The organism is Streptomyces sp. NPDC088254, assembly GCF_044740925.1.
Lineage (GTDB): Bacteria > Actinomycetota > Actinomycetes > Streptomycetales > Streptomycetaceae > Streptomyces.
Map to the genome: position 1 here is coordinate 315,060 of NZ_JBIURQ010000006.1, position 19,752 is coordinate 334,811.

Genomic DNA, 19,752 nt, shown 5'->3' on the forward strand with positions numbered 1-19,752 from the left:
CCCTCTTCCCCGTCCGCGGTCACGGTTCCTGTCGCAGCCTCCGCCAGACCGCCTTCGCCGCGTTGTGCCCGGACATGCCGTGGACGCCCGGCCCGGGCGGGGTGGCCGAGGAGCAGATGAAGACGGCCGGGTGCGGGGTGGAGTACGGGGACAGGGACAGTCGGGGGCGCAGCAGGAGCTGCAGTCCCGAGGCCGCGCCCGAACCGATGTCGCCGCCGACGTAGTTGGCGTTTCGGGCGGCGATCTCGGCGGGGCCCGCCACGGCCCGGGCCAGGACGCGGTCGCGGAAGTCCGGCGCGAAGCGCTCCAGTTGGCGTTCCATCACCTCGGTGAGGTCGCCGGTCCAGCCGTTGGGCACATGGGCGTACGCCCAGAAGACCTGCTTGCCGGCCGGGGCGCGGGTGGGGTCGACGACGCCGGGCTGCACGGTGATCATGAAGGGGCGCGTGGGCGGGCGGCCCTCCCGGGAGGCCGCCCGCAGGGCGGCGCCGATCTCCGCGCTGTCCGCGCCGATCTGGACCGTGGTGGCGGCCCGAGCCTCCGGGGCGGTCCAGGGGACCGGACCGTCCAGCGCGTAGTCGATCTTGAAGACGCCGGGGCCGTACTTGTAGCGCTCGTAGAAGCGGCCGAGGCCGGCGATGCGGGCGAGGGCGGTGGGCGAGGTGTCGAAGACGTAGGCGCGGGCCGGGGGCAGGTCGTCGAGGCGCTTGACCTCGTAGTCGGTGTGGATGGCGCCGCCCAGGTCGGTGAGATAGCCGGCGAGGGCGTCGGAGAGGGCCTGGGAGCCGCCGCGGGCCACCGGCCAGCCGCGGGCGTGCGCGGCGAGGGCGAAGACCAGGCCGACCGCGCTGGTGGCGAAGCCGCCGAGCGGGGCCATGACGTGGGCGACCAGACCGGCGAAGAGGGTCTTGGCGGGCTCGTCCCGGAAGCGCCGGGTGAGCCACGTGGAGGGGGGCAGCCCGGCCAGTCCGAAGCGGGCCAGGGTGACCGGGTCGCGGGGCAGGGCGGTCAGCGGCAGGGACATGAAGTCCCGGACGAGGGTGTCCCATCGGGGCAGGAACGGTTCGACCAGCCTGCGGTACGCGCCCGCGTCGCGCGGCCCGAAGGAGGCCGCGGTCTCGGAGACCGAGCGCGAGAGCACGGCGGCGCTGCCGTCGGGGAACGGGTGCGCCATGGCGAGGTCGGAGTGCAGCCAGCGCAGGCCGTAGCGCTCCAGGGGCAGGGCGCGGAAGGCGGGCGAGTTCACGGCGAGGGGGTGCGCGGCGGAGCAGGGGTCGTGACGGAATCCGGGGAGGGTGAGCTCCTCGGTGCGGGCGCCGCCGCCCACCGTGTCCTTGGCTTCGAAGAGGGCCACGGAGAAGCCGCGCCTCGCCAGCTCCACGGCGGCGGTCAGACCGTTCGGTCCCGCCCCCACCACGACCACGTCAAGCATCGGCACTTCGGACCCCTTCGTCAGCCGGTGGCCTCCGGGTTCAGGATATGCCGGGGGTCTGACACGGCCGACGCGGCGGTATCCTCCGGCGCCCCGGCACCGGCGGCTTCCGGCCTCTTGTTACGCGGGAAGGCCGCCCGGCGACTCAGCGCCGCCTCCGGTGAGCAGTTCCCGCACGCGTCGCGCGGTCGCCGCGTCGCGGGCCGCCGTGAACGGCAGGCTGTTGCCGCCGGTGATGCGGAACGGCTCGCCGCCGAGCGTGAGATGGGCGCCGCCGGCCTCCTCGACCAGCAGCAGTCCCGCCGCGTGGTCCCAGGCCGCCTCCCAGGAGAAGGCGGTGGCGTCCAGCTCGCCCCGGGCGATGGCGAGGTACTCCAGGCCGGCCGAGCCGCAGGGGCGCGGGGCGACGCCGTCCGTCCACAGCCCGAGCAGGGAGCGCTTCTGCTCGTCGGTGGTGTAGTCGGGGTGGGAGGTGGCCACCTCCAGGTCACGGCCGGGCGTGGGCGGGCCGGCGAAGAGCCGCTGCCCGTCGAGGAAGGCCCCGCCGCCGCGTACGGCGGTGGCGAGCCGGTCGAGGGCGGGGGCGTACGTCCAGGAGGCGAGCACGACGCCGTGGCGGGCGAGGGCGACCAGGGTGCAGAAGCCGTCGTCGCCGTGGACGAACTGCCGTGTGCCGTCGACCGGGTCGACGATCCAGACGAAGGCGTCGCCGCGTATCGCCTCGTACGTCGCCGGGTTGGCGTGGACCGCCTCTTCGCCGACGACGACCGAGCCGGGCAGCAGGCCGCCGAGGGCGTCGGTGAGGTACAGCTCGGCGTTGCGGTCGGCGTCGGTGACGAGGTCGTGCGGGCCGTTCTTCTGGTCGATCTCGTGCGCGGCGAGCTGCCGGAAGCGGGGCATGATCTCGGCCGCGGCGGCCTTGCGGACGGCTTCCTCCACGTCGGCCGAACGGCGGGCGAGAAACTCGTCGATGGTTTCCATGTCTTCGATCATGCCTCCATGAGAGCACGCCCCACTGACAATCCCCGCCGGGGCGGTGCACACCGGGTGGAATCCGGATGAAGAAGGGGTTCGCACCGGTCCCCCTTCGGCACCCCCTTCAACGGTCCACTTCAACGGCCCACGGCGTAGCCCTGCGTGCCGCGCGGGTTCGCCGCCGCCGACAGGATCCCGGTCCGCGGGTCGCGGGCGACCGCGCAGAGGCGGCCCTCCGACCATGCGGCGCCGACGGTCACGTCGTGGCCGCGCCGGCGCAGCTCCTCGACGACCTCCGCGGGCATGCGGGACTCGACGGTGAGGCTGCCGGGGCGCATGCCGCGCGGGTAGAACGAGCCCGGGAAGGAGTCGTTGTGCCAGTTCGGGGCGTCGATCGCGCCCTGGAGGTCGAGGCCGCCGCGCACGCGCGCGCGGAGGGCGACGGCGAGGAGGAAGTGCAGCTGCCACTGGTCCTGCTGGTCGCCGCCGGGCGTGCCGAGGGCCAGCGCCGGGACGCCGTCACGCAGGGCGATGGTCGGGGTGAGGGTGGTACGGGGACGGCGGCCCGGTGTGAGGGTGTTCGGCAGGCCCTCGGTCAGCCATGTCATCTGCAGCCGGGTGCCCAGCGGGAAGCCCAGTTCGGGCACGACCGGGTTGGACTGGAGCCAGCCCCCGCTGGGGGTGGCGGCGACCATGTTGCCCCAGCGGTCGACGACGTCGAGGTGGCAGGTGTCGCCGCGGGTCAGCCCTTGCGCGTCGACCTCGGGTTCGCCCGGCACGGGCGAGGTCGGCGCCTTGGCGACGGTCGGCTCGCCGACGCCCATCGGGCTGAAGCCGGGCTCGTCGGACAGGACCACGCGCGCGTGCTCGCTCAGTCGGGGGACGCGCCCGCCGGGTGCGCCGGGCCGCAGCTCGTACGACGCCTTGTCGGCGACGAGGGCGCGCCGCCCGGCGTTGTAGGAGTCCGAGAGCAGTTCGGCGAGCGGGACGTCGGCCGCGTCGCCGTACCAGGCCTCGCGGTCGGCCATGGCGAGCTTGCAGCCCTCGACGAGCAGGTGGACGTAGTCGGCGGAGCCGTAGGGGGGCAGTTCGGACGGGAGCAGGGCGAGTTGCTGGAGGAGGGCGGGTCCCTGGCTCCACGGGCCGGCCTTGCACACGGTCCAGCCGTTCCACTCGTACGTCGCCGGCGCCTCGTACGTCGCGGACCAGGCGGCGAGGTCGTCGGCGGTGAGGGTGCCGGTGTGGTGGACGCCGCTGGTGTCCAGGGTGGGGCGGCGCGCCTGGCGGACCAGCGCGTCTGCGACGAACCCGGTGCGCCACACCTGCCGCGCGGCCTCGATGCGGGCCTCTCGGTCGCCGGCGCCCTCGGTCTGGGCGAGCAGCCGCCGCCAGGTGGCCGCCAGGGCGGGGTTGCGGAACAGCCGGCCGGGTCGGGGCGCTTGTCCGCCGGGGAGGTACACCTCGGCGGAGGAGGTCCATTCCGTCTCGAACAGCTCGCGTACGGTCTCGACGGTCGCGCCGAGGTTCTCCACGGGCGGGTGGCCGTCCTCGGCGTAGCCGACGGCGTACTTCAGCACGTCGGCGAGGGACTTGGTGCCGTGGTCGCGCAGCAGGAGCATCCAGGCGTCGAACGCGCCGGGGACGGCGGCGGCGAGCGGTCCGGTGCCGGGGACGAGGTCCAGGCCGAGCGCCTTGTAGTGCGCGGCCGTCGCCCCGGCGGGCGCGACGCCCTGCCCGCACAGCACCCGCACCTCGCCACCGGCCGGCGCCAGCAGGATCGGCACTTCGCCGGCGGGCCCGTTGAGGTGCGGCTCGACGACATGCAGCACGAACGCCCCGGCCACGGCGGCGTCGTAGGCGTTGCCCCCGTCCTCCAGCACGGCCATGGCCGACTGCGAGGCCAGCCAGTGCGTGGACGAGACCATGCCGAAGGTGCCCTGGAGGGTGGGGCGGGTGGTGAACATACGGCCTCTCACCTGGCTGTTTACGCGTACCGGCCCGGACGACGGGCACTCAGGATGGGTCCTGGGGAAAATCTGGGGAGTTTGCGCGAGGGACCTCTTCCTCCCGCTCCCCCAGAAGGCTATCGATCGCCCTGCGCCCCTTCTTCCCCGCCTCCGGCATGAAGTGGGCGTAGTGGTCGAGGGTGATGGTCGGCGACGAGTGACCGAGCCACTTGGCGAGGGTCACGACCGACTCGCCTGCCTCGAGAACCAGGGACGCATACGTGTGCCTCTACACGTGGAATCCGTCCTTCGGAGTGGCCTGCCACTGCCATGGCTTCGCCCGCTCCGCCTGCGGCATTATGACGCTGCTCTGGCCAAAGCGGGCTTCCAGCCTCGATTCGTCAGCGGCTTTCGGTCACTGATCGGTGCAGGCTTTCGCCCGTAATGTCCTCTTCCGGCCCAGCGGCTTGAACAGGCCCTTGCGCTCAGGGTCCTGGTAGAACGCCTTGTACAGGGCGAACGCGTCCTTGTGTGGGAAAATGGCGGATCCCTTTCGGATCCCGGGGGCGGGATCCGTGGCGTCATCGCAGTGACTGAACCGCGTAGAGGGCCCCGAAGGCTGCGGCGAGGGTGCCGAGCAGCAGGCGCAGGGCGGTCTCCGGCAGACGGGGCTGCAGGTGCGCCCCAAGGTATCCGCCGATCAGCCCGCCCAGGCCGCAGGCCAGCCCGAGGTACCAGTCGGGGGCGACGTCCCCGGAGCCGGTGAGGGACAGCACTGCGAAGGACGCGGCGCCGACCACGGACGTGGCGAATGTGGAGGCGAGGGCTGCCGGGGCGACCTGGCTCACGGGCATGCCCCGGCCGACCAGGAGGGGGCCGAGGATGGAGCCGCCGCCGATTCCGTAGATCCCGCCGACGATGCCGACGGCCAGGGCCAGGCCGGTGATGGCGCGGGGGGAGGGCTCCGCCGCCGGGGCGGGCAGGGCGGGCCGGAGCGTGCGGGAGATCAGCCACAGGCCGAGTGGCATCAGCAGTCCGGCGACGAGTAGGCGGAAGGCAGTGGGGCCGGGGACGACGAAGACCCGGACCACGGCTCCGATGACCACTCCGGGCAGGGTGCCGATCACCAAGCGGCGGGTCAGCGGGCTGTTCAGCAGGCCCGCTCGGCGGTAGCGCAGCAAGGCGCCAGGCCCGGCCACCACGTTGTACAACAGGTTGGTGGGGGTGACTGCCGGACTGGGCACGCCGAACACGCTCAGCTGCACGGGCAGCAGGAACACCGCACCCGACACCCCCACGGGCGCGGTCACGACGGCGATCATCAGGCCGACGGCCAGCCCGTACAGTTCCGCCGACCCTGCCACTTCAGCTCCCGAACATTCGAACGTCCGCCCAGTATTGCCACCTCGCACCGGCGCCTCGTCGAAGGGTCTCCTGCCACCGAGCGGGAGCAGGGTGCCGCGGTGGTGATGGATGAGGAGGCGCAGTCGATCTGCTTCCTGTGCGTCATCCCCGCTCGACGGTGTCGACGGCTGCGCGGAAAGTGCCGTAGACCGGGGCCGGCGAGGCCGGGCGTGCCCGCCGGGACGGTCGGGCAGGCACGCGGACATGGCTGCCGCACGACACCAGGAGCCGGGCCACGACCGGCTCATCGGCGGTGCCACTCCTCTGCGAGGAGTTGGTAGGAGCGCACCCGGTCGGCGTGGTCGTGGGTGATGGTGGTGATGATCAGCTCGTCGGCGCCGGTGGCCTCCTGCAGTTGTTCGAGCTGATCGGCGACGCGCCCCGGGGAGCCGACGAACTGGGTGTCGACGCGGTCGGCGACCAGAGCCTGGTCCGCTTCGGTCCAGGCGTGGGCGCGGGCCTGCTCCGGGGTCGGGAAGGGGATGGCGCCCTCGGCGGTGCGGATGCTGCGGACCCACGGGCCGTAGCCGGTGGCCAGTTCGCGGGCGGTTTCGTCGTCCTCGGCGACGACGACGTCGGCGGAGACGCTGACGTAGGGCTTGTCGAGGTGGTCGGACGGCTGGAACGCGGCGCGGTAGCCCTCGGCCGCCTCCAGTACGGTGGCCGGGCTGACGTGGTAATTGGCCGCGAAGCGCAGGCCGTTGCGACCCGCGACGTCGGCACTCTGTCCGCCGCTGCTGCCGAGGATCCATACCTGCACCTCGGCGCCCTCGCCGGGGACGGCGTGCGCCTCGATCCCGTCCGCCGAGCGGTAGTCGCCGCGCAGGAGCGCGAGGATTTCGTCGACCTGCTCGCCGTAGTCCTGGGGGCCGGCTCCGGGCTGGTGCAGGAGCTGCTGCTGGAGCCGGAAACGGGGCGAGCCGATCAGGTGCTCGGGCGAAAACCGTGGCGGGATCTTCAGACCGTTGGGGGCGCGCCCGTCGACGACCGGGGTCGTGGTCGGCCGGGGTCCTGCCGTCTGTCCGGGGGGACGGCCGCCCGAGCGGCCGAGGCCCAGGTCGAGTCGCCCGGGGTGCAGGGCGTCGATCAGCCCGAACTCCTCGACAGTGGACAGGGCGGTGCGGTGACCGAGCTGTACGGCCCCGGATCCGATCCTGATCGTGGAGGTCGCGGAGGCGGTCAGGGCCAGCACGACGGCGGGAGAGGTCCCGGCCACGCCCGGGTTGAGGTGGTGCTCGGCGAACCAGTAGCGCGTGTAGCCGAGACGCTCGGTCTGCTGGGCGAGGTCGATGGTGTTGCGCAGCGCCTCTGCGGCGGTGGAGCCGGACGGGATCGGGACGAGGTCGAGGACTCCGAGAGGGATGCCGGACATGGTCGGGTGTTGCTCCTCAGCGGTCGGTGGGCGCGGGTGCCGATGCGGACTCTGATGCGGATGCGGATGCGGACACGGGCTCGGGCTCGGCGATGACCGGAGCCCAGGGGAACGGCGGGTCGGGGATGTCGCGCCGCAGAACAGGGGCGATGTCGGACTGGAAGAGTTCGAGCGAGGCACGGTGCTGGGCGTGGGTGAGACCGCCTGCGTCGGCGTGCAGGTGGAGCACGCTGTGTCCGAACTGCTCGTGGTAGCGGTGCACTTTGTCGATCACCTGTTGAGGGCTGCCGATCAGCGCCGAGCTGCGTTCGACGAAGTCCTCCAGGGTGGCGAACACCGGCTCGACGCCCAGGCGTTTCTGGAAGGCGAGATAGCCCTCGAACACCGGCCGGTATGCGGCGATCGCTTGCTGTGAGGTGCGGGCCGCGTGGTAGCCGGCCGTCCCCGCGCCGACGACGGCCTGACCCGGGTCGTGGCCGTAGTGCTTCCATCGCTCCCGGTAGTAGCGGATGAGTTCGGCGTACGGCTCGATCGGGTGGGTGACGTTGGCCGAGAAGAGCGGATCTCCGTAGCGGGCGGCGAGTTCGACCGACTCCCGGCTGGTCGCGCTGCCGTGCCAGACCCGGAGGGGTTGCTGGAGCGGTCTCGGCCACACCTCGGCGTCTGTCAGCTCGGGGCGGAAGCGCGGGGAGGCGCTCACCTTGTCCTGCCGCCAGATCCGGCGGAACAGCTCGTAGCTCTCGGCATTGCGGTCCCACTGGTCCTCGGGAGTGACATGGAACAGCTCTCGCTGGGCCGTGCCGTTGCCCTTGCCGATGATCAGGTCGAGACGGCCTGCGGACAGGTGATCCAGGGTCGCGTAGTCCTCGTACGCGCGTACCGGGTCGAGCAGGCTGAGGGTGGTGACGGCGGTGAACAGCCGGATCCGGGAGGTGAGCGCAGCGATGTGGCTGAGGACGACCGGTGGTGAGGAGGAGATGAACGGCCGCTCGTGGCGTTCGCCGACGCCGAAGCCGTCGAATCCGAGTTCCTCGGCCAGCAGTGCGTTGTCGATCACCTCGCGGAAGCGTTCGTTGGTGGACTTCTGGACTCCGGTCACCGGATCCGGGGCGTGCACGATGAGAGTGATGGCCAGGAACTTCACGACGCCGCCCGCCGGGTATCCGGCTCCGCGCGCGTGTCGGGGTGTGCCAGGCCGAGGTGGTCGCGGAGCGTGGTGCCTGTGTAGTCGTGGCGGAACACACCGCGTTCCTGGAGCAGCGGGACGACGGTGTCGGCGAACTCGTCCAGGCCGCCGGGGGTGATGTGCGGGACCAGGATGAAGCCGTCTGCTGCGTCCGCCTGGACGAAGGCGTTGATGGTCTCGGCCACGGTGGCCGGGGAGCCGATGAACGACTGCCGGCCGGTGGTCTCGATGACCAGTTCGCGGATCGACAGGTTCTCCGCTGCGGCGCGCTCGCGCCATTGCCTGGCGACGGCGAGCGGGTCGCGGAACATCCGGACGCTGGCCCGGCCGCGGGCGATGGTGTTCTCGCCGGGGTCCGGGTCGATGTCGGGGAGCGGGCCGTCCGGGTCGTAGGCGGAGAGGTCTCGGTTCCAGACGTGCTCGAGGTACTTGATCGCCGTCTGGCCGCTGACCTGTTGACGGCGTATCTGATGCGCCAGCTCCTGCGCCTCGGCGTCGGTGTCGCCGAGTACGAAGGTGGCCGCGGGGAGGATCAGCAGCTGGTCGTGGGTTCGGCCGTGGCGGGTCAGGCGTCCCTTGACGTCGGCGTAGAAGTCCCGGCCGGCCTCCAGGGTGCTGTGCCGGCTGAAGATGGCGTCGGCGCTGGAGGCGGCGAATTCGCGGCCCTCGTCTGAGTCACCGGCCTGGAAGATCACCGGGCGGCCCTGCGGGCTGCGCGGGACGTTGAACTGGCCGGCGATGTCGAAGTGCTGTCCTTGGTGGACAAAGGCTCCGGCCTGCGCGTCCTTCAGGAAGATGCCGGACTCTTGGTCAGTGACGATTTCGTCGCCGTACCAGGAGTCGAACAGCTCGGTGGCGGTGGACAGGAACTCCTTGGCCCTGGAGTAGCGCTGATCCTGCGGGAGGAAGCCGCCGCGTCGGAAGTTCTCGCCGGTGAAGGCGTCCCAGGAGGTGACGACGTTCCAGGCGGCGCGTCCGCCGGAGAGGTGGTCCAGGCTGGCGAACTGGCGGGCCACCTCGTAGGGCTCGTTGAAGGTGGAGTTGATGGTGCCGGTCAGGCCGAGGTGTTCGGTGACGGCGGCGAGCGCGGCGAGGACGGTGAAGGTGTCGGGGCGGCCGACGACGTCCAAGTCATAGATGTGACCGCCCTGTTCGCGCAGCCTCAGCCCCTCTGCGAGGAACAGGAAGTCGAACTTGGCTCGTTCGGCGGTCCGTGCGAAGTGCGCGAACGAGCTGAACTCGATGTGGCTGCCCGCCTGCGGGTCGCTCCACACGGTGGTGTTGTTGACGCCGGGGAAATGGGCCGCGAGACGGATCTGCTTCAGGGGTTTGCCCGTGGTCGCCTTGCTCGTGGCCGGCGTGCCGGTGGTCGGCTTGCTCATGGTCGTACGGCTCCTCCGGCCTCAGGCAGCGGCGTAGCGGTTTGTGGGGCGGGCGAGGCCGAGCAGCCCGCGCAGGGTGTCCGCCTCGTAGGCGTTCCGGAAGGCACCTCGGCGCTGGAGTTCGGGCACCAGGCCCCGCGTGACCTGCTCCAGGTCGTGACCGATCGCTCCGGGACGCAGCCGGAAGCCGCTCAGGCCGGCCCGGCGCCACTCCAGCAGGAGGTCCGCCAGTTGCCCGGGTGTCCCCGTGAACACCTCAGCGTCGCTCGTGTACGTATTGCCGGCCAGGCCGTCCAGACGGGCCTTGCGGTCCTCGGCCGCGGCGGGATCGTCGTCCAGGAACACGACCAGGTCACCGAAGATGTGCAGTGGCTCCTCCGCCCGCCCTGCCTCAGCCTGGGCGGCACGGATCTCGGCGATGACGGCGCGAGCCTGGTCGGTGTCGTGCGGGGTGACGTAACCGATGTCGGCCGAACGGCCCACCAGTTGATACGGCACGCTCTGGTGCGCGAGCGCGCTGACGATGGGCTGTCCCTGCGGTGGCCGAGGGGTGATCGAGGGGCCCTTGACGCTGAAGTGCCTGCCCTCGAAGTCGATGTAGTGCAGCTTGTCGCGGTCGATGAACCGCCCTGTGGCGATATCGCGGATCTCCGCGTCGTCCTCCCAGCTGTCCCACAGGCGGCGCACCACCTCGATGTGGTCGGCAGCCTCCTCGAAGAGCTCAGCGATCAGTTCGTGGCCGTCCGGGGTGTCCCGGTCGTCGAAGCGGAGACGTGGGAAGGCACGGCGGCCAAAGTGCGCGGCCTCGTTCTGCCGTGCCGACACCTGGACGCGCAGGCCCGCACGACCGGCGCTGACGTAGTCCAGGGTGGCGATCGCCTTGGATATGTGGAACGGCTCGGTGTGGGTGGCGACCACGGTCGGCACGAGCCCGATGTGCCGCGTCAGCGGTGCGACCCGGGCGGCGACGAGCACCGCGTCCAGCCGGCCCCGCACCTGGTCGGTGCGTCCGTCCGGCTCCGTGAGGTGCGAGGACTGCAGCCCGAGCGAGTCCTCGAACGTCACGAAGTCGAGCAGGCCGCGTTCGGCCTCGGCCACGAGGTCGGCCCAGTAGCCGGCGGTGAACAGGTCGTGGGGCCGGGCGCCCGGCTCGCGCCATGCAGCCGGGTGCCAGCCGGTGCCGTCCAGCGCCGCGGCAAGGTGGAGAGGGGGATGTGCGGACACGAAGAGGGTGCCTTCCTGGTCGACCGTATGTGATCACCGGCCCTGATGCGGAGGGCCCAGCGGCGAGGAACAGGTCAGGAACAACAGAGGGCGCCGGCCACCCGTTGCAGGTCGATGTGGGGCCGGGAGTACAGGTGGACGCAGCCAGGCTCGGCGCGAAGCCCGACAGCGGGGACGAGCACGCGGGAAACGGGGGACAACACCGTCACCTCCGCTCTTCCAGCCGCTTGTCCTGCTCCGAACGGGCCCTGCCGTGCTCCGGCATTGCAGGGCCCATGTCGTCGCAGGCTAGACGGATCCGGACGGACGCAGGTGGAGGGCGTATTGCGGTTCCATGAAGCCGCCCGGACAGTGCTGGGCGGCGGCCCCGTCCACGATGTGTACGGACCAGTCCAGGATCTGCACCGCCGCCCCTGCGGCCTCCAGCCCTTGGCAGTGGGCATGGTGTCGGCGGGCGATGCCGTCCAGGTCGAGGTGGGTGCCGAAGACGGGGTGAGCGGCCAGCCGCCGTGCGTAGGCCCACAGGTGCGGATGGTCGGCGATGTGGTGGACCGCGGCGGCGTCCAGGTGCAGACGGTGCACGGTGTCGAGTTGCACCAGAGTCACCCACAACTGCACGTCGGCGGCGGTCATTTCGTCACCCAGGATGAAGTCCTGGTGGGCGAGCCGCCACTCCAGTGAGCTCAGGACGCGGAGCAGGGAACTGAGGTGAGTCTGCCGCGTCGCGGCGTCGGCACCGGCCTGCCCGGCATGCTGTGCGGCTTCATTGATGCGGTACTCGCAAAGGCGTCCGACGGCCTCGATCTCCTCCTCCGCGCCGTGTGGGTAGAGGGCGGGCCGGCCGGAGCCGTCACCACCGAAGCGCCGGGCCAGGTCCCGGAGGATGCCCGGCGTGTCCGTGCTGACGATCCGCCCCGTCCAGTCGTCGCTCAGCACCGGTGCGGCGGCCGGTCCGGGATGCCGGTGCGAACTGGCCTCGTACAACGGGCGCAGAGCGCAGTGACCGCCGTCGGGGCTGTCGGGCACGGCCGGCAACAGCTCCACCGGGAGGGTCTCTCCCAGGCCGAGCAGGCTGTGGGTGATGGCGATCCGCAGACAGTGGGGGCAGGACAGCGAGAGGTGGAGGCGGTAACGGCGCGACACGGCGTAGTAGCCACTGCTCGCGTCACAGCCGATCCTTCCCCGGAACGACGGCGAAGAGGGGAGGGACGGCACGGTGGGCAGGGGTGCGACGGGCATGTGTCTCCCAGGGTCCGGGTTCCGGCTTCTGGTTCTCTTCAGGTGCGGTGGTCGGCGCACGTGGGGTGATGGGCGCGCGGCGGCGTCGGCGCGTACCCGTACCCGGCGGGGATGCGGTGCCGATGGGCACCGCCGGTGTCAGCGCAGAGGGTTCGCCGCGCTGCAGACACGCAGGAGATCGATGTGACGGCGGGAGGTCAGCAGGAGAGGCGACCGTCCGGCGCGCACGGCGCGGTCGGCGGGCGGCTCCAGACGCTCCATTATTTCCTACCAGTTCACTAGGAATCTCTGCTTCGGAGTGTCAGGCGGTCTTCGTGCCACGTCAAGAGGGCCTCCCCGTGTATCGCCCGGCGTCTCACATGATGGGAGGAGAGCGCTACGCCGCCCGGTCTGTCTCGCAGGAGGCGAGCAGGGCGCGCACGGCCTCGACGGCGGCACCGGTCAGGGAGGGAGTGGAGCCCCGTCGCGTAAGGGCACCGAGCCGGACGGGCGGAACCGCGGGGAGGTCCCGGCGCGGGGTGAGCCCGTCGGGGCGCTGCCCGCCGGGGACCGCGAGGAGCGCGGCACCGAGCCCGGCTCGGGCCGCGTCCAGGACGCCGGCGAGGTATCCGGCCTCGGCGACCACGGTGGCCGGAGTGCCACGGGCGGCCAGTTCGGTGAGAGCGCGACGGCGGATGACGCACGGCGCGTTGACGGCGACCAGCGGCAGCGGGCCGGCGGCGGGCGGCTTCCAGCCGGGGGCGGCGTACCAGCGCAGGGGGAGGTCACCAACGGCGGTGCCGACGGTGGCGGTCGCTTCGGTGACATAGACGGCGAGGTCCAGCTCACCGCGTTCGACTGCCTCGGTCAGCCGCGCCGAGCGGTCGATGCGCACCCGCACCTCGGCGTCCGGCCGGACCTGGCGGACGGCCTCGGTGAGCACCGGGAGGATCTGGTCGGCGCCGTGTTCGGTGGCACCGATGACGACGGTTGCGGCCGCTGCCCCTTCCTCGCCCAGGAGGCGTCGGACGGCGCCGTCGTGCGCGCCGACGATCAGCCGTGCTTCTTCCAGCAGTTGGGCGCCGTGGGCGGTGAACCGGGTCTTGCGGCCGTCGCGCTCGACGACGGGAAGTCCGAAGGACTTCTCCAGGCGGCGTACGTGCTGACTGACCGCGGACTGGCTGAGCGCGAGTTCCCCGGCAGCGCGGTGGAAGCCGCCGTAGTCGGCGACGGCGATGAGGCTGCGCAGTGCCACGATGTCCAGAACCGGCCGCATGGGCGCAGATTAGCATCCATTGATGACGAATCGTGATCGGTTTTGATGGCGAATCGTCGTTGGACGCCGCTCTCCTGCCTCGTGCATGCTGAGTCCATGCTGCGTACAGCCAACGTGTCGGCCCTCCAGCCGCGCGCCCACCGCACCGGACCCTGGCCGTCGGCCGCCGGGTCGACGGCGCGCTGCGGCGCGGGCGCCCGGTTGACGCAGCGGCGCGTGGTCGACTTCGGCCGCAGCGGCGCCATGCGCTGTCGCTGACCCCTTCGCCCCTCCTTCTTCGCGCACGCCTCGAGCGCGCCCCTTTTTCGCCGTTTCGCCGTGTCGCGCGAAGGGCGCGGATGCCGTGCGGGCTCCGGACCGCGTTGCGCCGCTTCTCCGCTCCTGCCCACCGCACCGGCATGCCCGGCCTAAGTGCGGGCGTCGCCGCTGTCGATGAATCGAGTCGTCATGAGCTCTTCTCAGCCTGTCCACTCCTGGAACGAACCAGAAGGAATCGCCCCGCGCGGCACCCTCGTCCTCCTCCCCGGTCGAGGTGAACACGGCGGTGTGTACGAGCGGTTCGGCCGCCGCATCGCCGCCGACGGGTATCGCGTACGGGCCTTGGGGGACGCCTCCCTCGACCCCACGGGCGTCACCGACGCCGCCGCCAAGCTGCTGCGTGACGAAACGCTGCCCGGTCCGCGGGTGCTGGTCGGATCCGACACCGGCGCGTCGTACGCCGCGGCGCTGGCCGCCCGCAACACGCCGGGCCTGGACGCACTGATCCTCGCCGGTCTGCCGACCGGTACCTACTCCGCCGACACCGGCACGGGCACGGGCACGGGCACCGACACCGGCACGGGCACGGGCACCGATGCCACGGTCCCGCACTGGGAGGGCGAACTGGAGCAGCGGACCGCCTGCCCCACGCACCGGGGGCGGCTGACTTCCGACGCCGCCTTCCGGCGTGGCGCCTTGGAGGACGCTCCGGCACTGGAGCTGCCCGCGCTGGACCGTATCTCCCTCCCGGTACTCGGACTGCACGGCGCCGACGACGGCATCAGCCCCCTCGAAAAGGCCCGCCGCGTCTACAGCGCGCTCCCCGGCGCGGAACTGGTGAGCCTGGCCGGGACCCGGCACGACGCCCTCAACGACGTCACCCACCGCACCGCTGCCGCCACCGTCGTGCTCTTCCTTGAGCGACTGCGGCTCTCCCCCGAACTGCCGCCCATCGCCATCACCGAGGACATCGCATGACCGCCTTCGAGACCGTCCCCGTCCTCACGACCCCCGCCGAGCTGGACTCCCTGCTGTGCGGCGGTGATCCGGCCCCCGTCGTCCTCGACGTCCGGTGGCGGCTCGGCGATCCGGAAGGCCGCGAGCACTACCTCAAGGAGCACATTCCCGGCGCCCTCTACGTCGACCTCGACACCGAGCTCTCCGCTCCCGCGACACCGGAGGGCGGCCGTCATCCGCTGCCGGACCCGGCGTCACTGCAGGCCGCCGCGCGCCGCTGGGGGCTCTCCGCGGGCCGCACCGTGGTGGTCTACGACGACAACGGCAACACCGCCGCCGCCCGCGCCTGGTGGCTGCTGCGCTGGGCCGGGATCGAGCACGTCAGGCTGCTGGACGGGGCACTGGACGCCTGGCGTTCGGCCGGGCTGCCGACGGCGAACGGCGAGCCTAGCGCGAGTGCGACGGCCGCACCGATGAGGAACCCGATGGCCGCGCGCCGACCGGACGCGGCGATGGCCTGCGGCAGTTCACCGGTGCCGGTCAGGTCGACCGCGCGCCGGACGACGTCGACGGGGGAGGCCAGCACGGACTCGGGGAGCATGCCCGTGGTGCTCGCCAGGAACCAGACCAGCAGCATGAGGCGACGCCACCGTACGGCGACATCGTGCTCACCCCGGGGCAGCTGCCCGTGCTGGACGCCGACGCGGCGGCCGATGTAGCCCGTACCGGCGTACTGCTGGACGCACGGGCCGCCGAGCGGTACCGGGGCGAGGACGAGCCGGTCGACCCGCGCGCCGGGCACATCCCCGGTGCGGCGCCGCCTGGACACAGCACTGGCCTGGTCGCAGAAGCACCCGGACGACGGTCGGTTCCCAGGTGGTCGACGCCGTGCAGAAGGTCGGCGACACCATGCACGGCATCGGCGTCCTCACCCCGCAGCGCCTCCTCCACGTCGTGGGTGACCAGCAGTACCGAGCAGCCGTGCCGCTGCCACAGGTCGGCCACCAGCCGTTGTGCCCTGCCCCGGGTGAGGGCGTCCAGTCAACCCGACGGGCCCGGAGGCGCGTCGCACGCCACGCGGCACAGGGAAACGGGATCGGGACCGCTTGCGCGAGGCGCCGGGGCGGGAGTTCTTCCTGGCGGTGGGACGAGGAGGTTCCACACTTCCTCTACGAACTGCTGAGGAGGGCCGGGCTCGGCTGGGACGACATCACCGCCGCCCCGCTGGAACCCGACAAGGCACTCGCCGCGCTGGGCGGCGGCTCCGTCGACGCCTTCGCCGGATACGGCAACGCGATCATCGCCGCCCGTCAACAGGGCGCCCACACCATCGGCTCCGGCAAGGACATCCTCTCCGGCAACTTCCTGTGGACCGCCTCCGCCGACACCCTCGCCGGCGCGGCCGAGCGCGAGGCACTGGCCGATCTGCTCGCCCGGCTCGACAAGGCCTACGCATACGTCCGTGACGGACACGAGAAGGAGTACGCGAAGGTGATCGCCTCCGCGACCCACCAGCCGCTCGACCAGGCACTGGAGGAATACAGCGAGGGCGAGACGCAGCGGAAGACCGAACTGCGGCTGGTGAGCGCCGAGGCCACCGCCTCCCAACAGGGGGTCGCCGACGCCTTCCTGGAACTCGGGGCACTGAAGCAGGGGCTGAAGGTGAGCGGATTCTGGAGCGACCGCCTGAACACTCCGCTGCGGAAAGCGCCCGCCTCATGACGACCACGCCACTTCAGGGATGTCCAGTGCGCCCCGGTGCACGCCCCTCAGGAGGACACGGCGCTGCTCGCCATCGGCGGGCGGGCACTGGGGGCGGGCCGGCCAGGCCGCCCCCAGCCAGTCCTTCACCCCGCACGCAGAAAGGCAGTCCGATGCCCTTCCCGCAGTCCAGCTCCTCCGCCGCCCGGCAGGACGCCGAGTACACCGGCGCCTCCGACCGGCTGGTGGCCGTACTCCGCCGTGAACTGCCCGAGGGCGCGCTCACCACCGGTCCCGAGGCCACCGCGGCGTACGCCGCCGACCGCTCCGGCAGCCGCCCGGGCGGGGAGCCGCTGGCGGTGGTGCACGCCACCCGCGCGGAACACGTACAGACCGCGCTGCGGCACGCGCACGCTCTGCGGGTGCCGGTCGTGCCGCGTGGGGCGGGCACCGGGCTGTCCGGCGGGGCGAACGCCGGAGCGGGCAGTGTCGTCGTCGACCTGTCGCGAATGAACCGCATCCGCCGGCTGAGCCCCGCGGAACAGATCACTGTCGTGGAGCCGGGCGTCGTCACCGCCGAACTGGACCGTGTCGCAGGCGAGTTCGGGCTGCGTTACGCGCCCGACCCGGCGAGCGCGGCGATCTCCACCGTGGGCGGCAACATCGCGACCAACGCGGGCGGGCTGCGCTGCGCCAAGTACGGGGTGACCCGGGACGCGGTGCTCGGACTCGACGCGGTGCTCGCGGACGGGACGCTGATACGGACCGGTCGGCGCACCGTCAAGGGCGTCACCGGATACGACCTGACGGCGCTGCTCACCGGCTCCGAGGGCACCCTGGGTGTGATCACCGCCGCGACGGTGCGGCTGCGCCCGGTGCCGGAGTCGACCGCCACCGTCGCCGCGTACTTCGACTCCTTCGCCGCGGGCGCCGAGGCCGTGTCGGCGCTCATCGCCGCCCGCCTTGAGCCCTCCATGGCCGAACTGCTGGACGGCCCCGTACTGGCAGCCGTGGACGGCGCAGGGCACGGCTCTGCGCTCACGAGGCGGTGCACTGCTGCTCCTGCAGTGCGACGGACGGTCCGCGGCGGCGGAGGCAGAGCTGGCGATACAGCTGTTGCGGAAGCATGCGGCGTCGGTCGAGACCACCGCCGACCCGATGGAGGCGGACGGGCTGCTCGCGGCCCGCAGGCTCGTCCTGCCCTCCCTGGAGCGTCTGGGCCGTGTGCTGATCGAGGACATCGCCGTCCCCAGGACCCAACTGGCCACCGCGGTCCGGGAGATCACGGCCATCGCCGACCGCCATGACGTACAGGTCTTCACCTTCGCCCACGCCGCCGACGGCAATCTCCACCCCATCCTCGTCCTGGACCCCGCCTTCCCTGACGTCCCGGAGGCGGCGTGGCAGGCGGCGGGCGACATCTTCGCCACCGCTCTGCGCCTGGGCGGCACGCTCACCGGCGAGCACGGGGTGGGCACGCTCAAGCGGGGCTGGCTCGCCCAGGAACTCGGCCCCGAGCAGCACGTCCTGCAGCAGCGCATCAAGGCGGCCTTCGACCCACACCACATCCTCAACCCGGGCAAAGCCCTCTGACCACCCTTTCCGCGCTCTTCCCAGGAGATCGTCCATGGCCACCGTCCTCTCCGTCTCCGGAAGCCCCTCCTCCACCTCCCGCACCGCCCGGCTGTTGCGCTGTCTGGACGCCCGGCTCACAGCCCAGGGACACGAGGTGATCCCGCTCGATGTCCACACCCTTCCGGCCGAGGCCCTGCTGCACGCGGACTTCGGACACCCCGAGATCGTCCGCGTCATCGAGCACTTCCGGGGTGCCGACGGTGTCGTTGTCGGCACCCCGGTCTACAAGGCCGCGTACTCCGGACTGCTGAAGTCGTTGCTCGATCTGCTCCCGCAGTACGCCTTGGAGGGCAAGACCGTGCTGCCGTTGGCGACCGGTGGGAGTACGGCACACGTTCTGGCGATCGACTACGGGCTGCGCCCGGTACTCGCCTCCATGGGACCCGCGCACATCACGCCCGGCTGGTTCGTCCTGGACAAGCACATCGACGTGCGGGAGGACGGTGGTGTGTCGTGGAGCCCGCCGCGCGGGAGGCGCTCGAACGGGTCACCGATCAGTTCTCCGCCGCGCTCGGCGGACGTATGGGACTGGAGGCGGTGGCATGAGTTCAGGAGCCCGCGAAGGGGACCTGGGCTGCGGGCCGGGCAGGTGCGGCCGTGGGCACGGAACCAGAAGGGGTGCGCGAAGCGCTCGTTGAAAGGGCGGTGGAGGGCGACGGGCGGGCCCACTGTCCCTGGGCGGCGAGGCGCGGCAGGACGTTCTCGCCGAACCAGTAAGCCTCCTCCAGGTGCGGGTAGCCGGAGAGCACGAACTCGTCGATGCCGAGCCGGTGATACTCGGCGACCCGTTCGGCCACCTCGTGGTGGCTGCCGACCAATGCCGTACCGGCCCCGCCACGCACCAGCCCGATGCCGGCCCACAGGTTGGGGTGGATCTCCAGTCCGTCCCGGCCGCCACCGTGCAGGGCGAGCATGCGCTTTTGCCCCTCGGACTCGCTGCGGGCCAGCCCGGCCTGTACGGCGGCGACGGTCTCGGGGGCGAAGCCCTCGAGGAGTCGCTGTGCCTCGGCCCATGCCTGCTCGGAGGAGTCGCGTGTGATGACGTGGAGGCGGATGCCGAAGCGGATGTTCCGCCCCTCCTTCTCGGCCAGGGTCCGGATCCAGGCGATCTTCTCGGCGACGGCGGCGGGCGGCTCGCCCCAGGTGAGATAGACGTCCGCGTGGCGAGCGGCCACCTCGCCCGCGGCGGGCGAGGAGCCACCGAAGTAGATCTCCGGCAGCGGGTCGGGCACCCGGGCGAGCCGCGCGTCCTCGACCCGGAGGTGCTCGCCCTCCAGATCCACGGTCCCGCCGTCCCACAGTGCGCGAACCACTTGCAGGAACTCGTCCGTGCGGGCGTAGCGGGCGTCCTTGTCGAGGAAGTCACCGTAGGCGCGCTGCTCACGGCTCTCCCCGCCCGTGACCACGTTGAGCAGCAGCCGGCCGCCGGTCTGCCGCTGGAAGGTGGACGCCATGTGCGCGGCGAGTGTGGGAGAGACGAAGCCGGGCCTGAAGGCGACCAGGAACTTCAGCCGCTCGGTGTGCTGGCTGACCATGGCGGTGGTCAGCCAGGCGTCCTCGCACCAGGCTCCGGTGGGGGTCAGCACGCCGGTGAAGCCCAGATGCTCGGCGGCGCGGGCGATCTGGGTGAGGTAGCCGATGCTCGGCGGCCGGTCACCGCCGGCCGCGGTGACCGGGGTGCCGTGGCCGCCACCGACGACATGACGGCTGTCGCCGTTGGTGGGCAGGAACCAGTGGAAGGTGAGGCTCATGGAGGCTCACGCCTTTCGCTTGTCGTCGGCGGTCA

Annotated in this window: 16 protein-coding genes and 3 pseudogenes; 7 read left to right on the plus strand and 12 right to left on the minus strand. The window is 71.9% G+C overall.

The features are described from left to right. Window positions 1-19 precede the first annotated feature (19 nt). From ACIOC0_RS19800 to ACIOC0_RS19850, 11 genes are all read right to left on the minus strand, one after another. Complete coding sequence (locus ACIOC0_RS19800; RefSeq protein ID WP_402156587.1) at window positions 20-1,432, minus strand: phytoene desaturase family protein; 1,413 nt, start codon at window positions 1,430-1,432, stop codon at window positions 20-22. A 120-nt stretch (window positions 1,433-1,552) separates the two neighbouring features. Next, window positions 1,553-2,425 (minus strand): inositol monophosphatase family protein, encoded by an 873-nt coding sequence (locus ACIOC0_RS19805; RefSeq protein ID WP_130437810.1) that lies wholly within the window; start codon window positions 2,423-2,425, stop codon window positions 1,553-1,555. Between the two features lie 119 nt (window positions 2,426-2,544). After that, window positions 2,545-4,371 carry a gamma-glutamyltransferase family protein gene (locus tag ACIOC0_RS19810; RefSeq protein ID WP_402156362.1) on the minus strand — a complete coding sequence of 609 codons (1,827 nt, stop codon included), beginning with the start codon at window positions 4,369-4,371 and terminating at the stop codon, window positions 2,545-2,547. A gap of 563 nt (window positions 4,372-4,934) precedes the next feature. After that, complete coding sequence (locus tag ACIOC0_RS19815) at window positions 4,935-5,717, minus strand: TSUP family transporter (protein ID WP_402156364.1); 783 nt, start codon at window positions 5,715-5,717, stop codon at window positions 4,935-4,937. Window positions 5,718-6,001: 284 nt separating this feature from the next. After that, entirely contained in the window at window positions 6,002-7,129 is a 1,128-nt protein-coding gene (locus ACIOC0_RS19820) for an MsnO8 family LLM class oxidoreductase (RefSeq protein WP_402156365.1), read from the minus strand. 16 nt (window positions 7,130-7,145) lie between these two features. Then, on the minus strand, window positions 7,146-8,273 hold the full coding sequence (locus ACIOC0_RS19825) for an LLM class flavin-dependent oxidoreductase (protein WP_402156367.1): 1,128 nt from the start codon (window positions 8,271-8,273) through the stop codon (window positions 7,146-7,148). Beyond that, a complete protein-coding gene (locus ACIOC0_RS19830; protein ID WP_402156369.1) occupies window positions 8,270-9,697 on the minus strand; it encodes an NtaA/DmoA family FMN-dependent monooxygenase in 1,428 nt (475 codons plus the stop codon). Before ACIOC0_RS19830 ends, ACIOC0_RS19825 begins: the two co-directional genes overlap by 4 nt. Window positions 9,698-9,718: 21 nt before the next feature. Further along, the gene (locus tag ACIOC0_RS19835) at window positions 9,719-10,921 is read right to left on the minus strand and encodes an LLM class flavin-dependent oxidoreductase (protein ID WP_402156371.1); all 1,203 of its coding nucleotides are present in this window, start codon (window positions 10,919-10,921) and stop codon (window positions 9,719-9,721) included. A 74-nt stretch (window positions 10,922-10,995) separates the two neighbouring features. Further along, entirely contained in the window at window positions 10,996-11,130 is a 135-nt protein-coding gene (locus tag ACIOC0_RS19840; RefSeq protein ID WP_402156373.1) for a putative leader peptide, read from the minus strand. 79 nt (window positions 11,131-11,209) lie between these two features. Continuing rightward, window positions 11,210-12,160 carry a glutathione S-transferase C-terminal domain-containing protein gene (locus ACIOC0_RS19845; protein WP_402156374.1) on the minus strand — a complete coding sequence of 317 codons (951 nt, stop codon included), beginning with the start codon at window positions 12,158-12,160 and terminating at the stop codon, window positions 11,210-11,212. A gap of 376 nt (window positions 12,161-12,536) precedes the next feature. Next, window positions 12,537-13,415, minus strand: coding sequence for a LysR family transcriptional regulator (locus ACIOC0_RS19850; RefSeq protein ID WP_402156376.1), 879 nt, complete (start codon window positions 13,413-13,415; stop codon window positions 12,537-12,539). A gap of 96 nt (window positions 13,416-13,511) precedes the next feature. On the opposite strand from ACIOC0_RS19850, the gene ACIOC0_RS19855 reads away from it, so the two are divergent. The 7 genes and pseudogenes from ACIOC0_RS19855 to ssuE all read left to right on the plus strand — a co-directional run bounded on the left by ACIOC0_RS19855 (window position 13,512) and on the right by ssuE (window position 18,512). Further along, complete coding sequence (locus tag ACIOC0_RS19855) at window positions 13,512-13,673, plus strand: hypothetical protein (protein WP_402156377.1); 162 nt, start codon at window positions 13,512-13,514, stop codon at window positions 13,671-13,673. A 189-nt stretch (window positions 13,674-13,862) separates the two neighbouring features. Further along, window positions 13,863-14,651: an alpha/beta hydrolase gene (locus ACIOC0_RS19860; RefSeq protein WP_402156378.1), complete on the plus strand. Its 789-nt coding sequence runs from the start codon at window positions 13,863-13,865 to the stop codon at window positions 14,649-14,651. After that, entirely contained in the window at window positions 14,648-15,349 is a 702-nt protein-coding gene (locus ACIOC0_RS19865; RefSeq protein ID WP_402156380.1) for a sulfurtransferase, read from the plus strand. Before ACIOC0_RS19860 ends, ACIOC0_RS19865 begins: the two co-directional genes overlap by 4 nt. Further along, a pseudogene (locus ACIOC0_RS19870) lies at window positions 15,277-15,456 on the plus strand (sulfurtransferase); the annotation flags it as partial. The gene ACIOC0_RS19865 and the pseudogene ACIOC0_RS19870, both read left to right, overlap by 73 nt. 50 nt (window positions 15,457-15,506) lie before the next feature. Continuing rightward, window positions 15,507-16,352, plus strand: coding sequence for a hypothetical protein (locus tag ACIOC0_RS19875; RefSeq protein ID WP_402156381.1), 846 nt, complete (start codon window positions 15,507-15,509; stop codon window positions 16,350-16,352). 152 nt (window positions 16,353-16,504) lie between these two features. Beyond that, window positions 16,505-17,924: pseudogene (locus ACIOC0_RS19880) on the plus strand (FAD-binding oxidoreductase). Between the two features lie 34 nt (window positions 17,925-17,958). After that, window positions 17,959-18,512: pseudogene (gene ssuE / locus ACIOC0_RS19885) on the plus strand (NADPH-dependent FMN reductase). Window positions 18,513-18,514: 2 nt separating this feature from the next. Here the strand turns inward: ssuE and ACIOC0_RS19890 are convergent. Further along, on the minus strand, window positions 18,515-19,717 hold the full coding sequence (locus ACIOC0_RS19890) for an LLM class flavin-dependent oxidoreductase (RefSeq protein ID WP_402156383.1): 1,203 nt from the start codon (window positions 19,715-19,717) through the stop codon (window positions 18,515-18,517). Window positions 19,718-19,752: the final 35 nt, after the last annotated feature.

Coding starts and splice junctions, on each gene's coding strand:
- ACIOC0_RS19800 (WP_402156587.1), bottom strand. CDS start 1,432: ATGCTTGACGTGGTCGTGGTGGGGGCGGGACCGAACGGTCTGACCGCC.
- ACIOC0_RS19805 (WP_130437810.1), bottom strand. CDS start 2,425: ATGATCGAAGACATGGAAACCATCGACGAGTTTCTCGCCCGCCGTTCG.
- ACIOC0_RS19810 (WP_402156362.1), bottom strand. CDS start 4,371: ATGTTCACCACCCGCCCCACCCTCCAGGGCACCTTCGGCATGGTCTCG.
- ACIOC0_RS19820 (WP_402156365.1), bottom strand. CDS start 7,129: ATGTCCGGCATCCCTCTCGGAGTCCTCGACCTCGTCCCGATCCCGTCC.
- ACIOC0_RS19830 (WP_402156369.1), bottom strand. CDS start 9,697: ATGAGCAAGCCGACCACCGGCACGCCGGCCACGAGCAAGGCGACCACG.
- ACIOC0_RS19845 (WP_402156374.1), bottom strand. CDS start 12,160: ATGCCCGTCGCACCCCTGCCCACCGTGCCGTCCCTCCCCTCTTCGCCG.
- ACIOC0_RS19850 (WP_402156376.1), bottom strand. CDS start 13,415: ATGCGGCCGGTTCTGGACATCGTGGCACTGCGCAGCCTCATCGCCGTC.
- ACIOC0_RS19855 (WP_402156377.1), top strand. CDS start 13,512: ATGCTGCGTACAGCCAACGTGTCGGCCCTCCAGCCGCGCGCCCACCGC.
- ACIOC0_RS19860 (WP_402156378.1), top strand. CDS start 13,863: ATGAGCTCTTCTCAGCCTGTCCACTCCTGGAACGAACCAGAAGGAATC.
- ACIOC0_RS19865 (WP_402156380.1), top strand. CDS start 14,648: ATGACCGCCTTCGAGACCGTCCCCGTCCTCACGACCCCCGCCGAGCTG.
- ACIOC0_RS19890 (WP_402156383.1), bottom strand. CDS start 19,717: ATGAGCCTCACCTTCCACTGGTTCCTGCCCACCAACGGCGACAGCCGT.